Origin of the sequence: Mesorhizobium sp. M0011 (assembly GCF_040324155.1) — a bacterium.
Lineage (GTDB): Bacteria > Pseudomonadota > Alphaproteobacteria > Rhizobiales > Rhizobiaceae > Mesorhizobium.
In genome coordinates, this window is sequence record NZ_JAMYVQ010000077.1 from 1 (window position 1) to 1,190 (window position 1,190).

1 protein-coding gene is annotated in these 1,190 nt (G+C 64.3%); it reads right to left on the bottom strand.

Annotation, left to right across the window (positions count from 1 at the left end; all coding sequences use genetic code 11):
• Window positions 1–1,030: IS4 family transposase (locus tag NKK51_RS32380; RefSeq protein WP_352556350.1), on the bottom strand; the 1,030-nt coding region annotated here is incomplete at its 3' end.
• Window positions 1,031–1,190 lie beyond the last annotated feature (160 nt).

A 1,190-nucleotide genomic window follows, 5' to 3' on the forward strand; every position in this document is an offset into this window, starting at 1 on the left:
GGACAGCGATTGCGCCCTGCGTGGTTTCGCCTTCACAGGGGGGAGAGTCGAGAACGTCTGTGACGGCCTCGTCGATTATCAGCGCCAGGATCAGGTGGGCCGTCAGCCAGCTTCGGGCGAGCCGCTCGTCTCGCGCGGGAAGCTTGTGGATGCCCATTCCGCTCTTGAGCCGCTTGAAGGCGAGTTCGACCTGCCAGCGCAGCCGATAGGTTCGCAGCACCTCGTCGGCCGTCAATTCATCGGCCGGGACCGAGGTCAGCAGCATGACGAAGCCCGCGGCAATGAGGGTCATCGGCTGCAGCCTGTTGCTGCAGCGGCGCTGATTGCCCCGCTTTGCCACCTTCTGGGCCTTTTGCGTGGCCTTCTCATCCTTGCGCTTGACGATGAGCCTTGCCCGCAAGGGCGGCCCGTCTTGACCCTTGCGCCGTGAATGCTCCACGAGCACGTTCATCTCGCAAACCTCATCAGGCTGCATGGGCTCATAGATGGCGTTCCAGTCGACCCGTTGCCCGTCGGGCGTGGTCAGCCGAACACTGGTCCAGCCCGTGCGCACGATGAAGTCGGCACCCGCCGACACCACCTTTTCAAGGGACGGGGCGCGGGCGTAGGCGCGATCACCAACAACAATGTCGCCTTGGCGCAGCGGAGCACGCAAGAAGCTTTCACCACCGCGCACGTCGCTGATCTCCAGATGCGTGAAGCGCGCGAGCGCGGGTTCGTAGGTGGCATGCAGCCGCCAGTCCGTGCCGGCACTGCCGGGATGCGAGATCGAACTGCCATCGACAACGCGCAGCCGGCGCCCCGTCGGTGCGGCGCTTTTGGCGCAAGCGTTTTGGAGCAAGGCGCCTGCAATGTCGCCGAGCCAATCGGCGGCGGCGCGCAAGCGCTTCAAAAGAGCAACGTCGGAAAGGCTCGCAATCTCGTTCACCCCGGCCCAGGCGGCAGCCGTGCGCAGGCTCATCCCACCGGGGCCATAGGCCAACGCCAAGCGCAGTAATGTCGCGGCGTCCGCAACATTGCGACGACGCACCAGCGCTCCCGTCGCCCGCGCCGTCGCATCAAGGTCAAGCGATTGCGACAGCCTCGATATCAGAGCCTGCCAGTCGATTTCGATCGAATCATTCGTGCGCATCTGGCCCAGGAATCACATGTCGATTCCACCAGTCCACACCTAAGTTAGCGCCTATGGG